The organism is Pseudomonas sp. GW822-FHT02E03 (assembly GCF_058802325.1).
This window is the reverse complement of sequence record NZ_JBXAOA010000098.1, coordinates 1-1,277: the sequence shown is the minus strand read 5'-3', so window position 1 is coordinate 1,277 and position 1,277 is coordinate 1. Positions and strand designations below refer to the sequence as shown.

Here is a 1,277-nt window from a genome sequence, read left to right as displayed (position 1 = left end):
GGTGGGTGATGACGGGATCGAACCGCCGACATTCTGCTTGTAAGGCAGACGCTCTCCCAGCTGAGCTAATCACCCTTCACTTTCGGTGTGGCGCGCATTCTACGTAGCGACCCAACCTCTGGCAAGCACTTTTTTAATTAATTTTCTCAGGCCTTCCAAAGGCTTAGAGAAGGGTTGGCCTATGGCACACGGAGGACAATAATGCCCCCCTTTGTATAAAGGAGAGACTCACCCCATGTGGTTCAAGAACCTGCTTATCTATCGCCTGACCCAAGATCTGCCTTTTGATGCCGAGGCGTTGGAAACTGCACTGGCCACCAAACTGGCGCGTCCATGTGCAAGCCAGGAGTTGACCACCTACGGTTTCGTCGCGCCATTCGGCAAGGGCGAAGACGCGCCACTGGTGCACATCAGCGGCGACTTCCTGCTGATCGCCGCCCGTAAGGAAGAACGCATTCTGCCGGGCAGCGTCGTGCGTGACGCAGTGAAGGAAAAGGTCGAAGAGATCGAAGCCGAACAAATGCGCAAGGTCTACAAAAAGGAACGCGATCAGATCAAGGATGAAATCATCCAGGCCTTCCTGCCCCGCGCCTTTATCCGTCGCTCGTCGACCTTCGCCGCCATCGCGCCGAAACAGGGCCTGATCCTGGTTAACTCGGCCAGCCCGAAACGCGCCGAAGACCTGCTCTCCACCCTGCGCGAAGTGATCGGCTCGCTGCCAGTGCGTCCGCTGACAGTGAAGATGTCGCCGACCGCCACCATGACCGAGTGGGTCACCACCCAGAAAGCCGCGGACGATTTCTTCGTGCTGGACGAGTGCGAACTGCGTGACACCCACGAAGACGGCGGCATCGTGCGCTGCAAGCGTCAGGACCTGACCAGCGAAGAAATCCAGCTGCACCTGAGCACCGGCAAAGTGGTCACTCAACTGTCGCTGGCCTGGCAGGACAAACTGTCGTTCGTGCTTGACGACAAAATGGTGGTCAAGCGCCTGAAGTTCGAAGACCTGCTGCAGGATCAGGCGGAACAGGACGGTGGCGACGAAGCCCTGGGTCAACTGGACGCCAGCTTTACCCTGATGATGCTGACCTTCGGCGACTTCCTGCCGGCGATGGTTGAAGCGTTGGGTGGTGAAGAGACACCGCAAGGGATCTAAAAACAACCGGTTCCCCTTGAAGGAACCGGATCAAATGTGGGAGCTGGGGGGGGGGGGGGGGGGGGGGGGGGGGGGGGGGGGGGGGGGGGGGGGGGGGGGGGGGGGGGGGGGGGGGGGGGGG

General features: G+C 60.2%; 1 protein-coding gene and 1 tRNA gene. One reads left to right on the top strand and one right to left on the bottom strand.

Features of this window, described 5'->3' with window-relative positions; genetic code table 11:
- Positions 1-2: 2 nt before the first annotated feature.
- Positions 3-75 (bottom strand) — tRNA-Val (locus AC1RQB_RS28200).
- Positions 76-235: 160 nt separating this feature from the next.
- Here AC1RQB_RS28200 and rdgC point away from each other — a divergent pair.
- Positions 236-1,156 carry a recombination-associated protein RdgC gene (rdgC, locus tag AC1RQB_RS28195; RefSeq protein WP_007898901.1) on the top strand — a complete coding sequence of 307 codons (921 nt, stop codon included), beginning with the start codon at positions 236-238 and terminating at the stop codon, positions 1,154-1,156.
- Positions 1,157-1,277: the final 121 nt, after the last annotated feature.

Bases quoted from the DNA above. Each gene is read 5' to 3' on its own strand.
- rdgC (WP_007898901.1), top strand. From the start codon at position 236: ATGTGGTTCAAGAACCTGCTTATCTATCGCCTGACCCAAGATCTGCCT.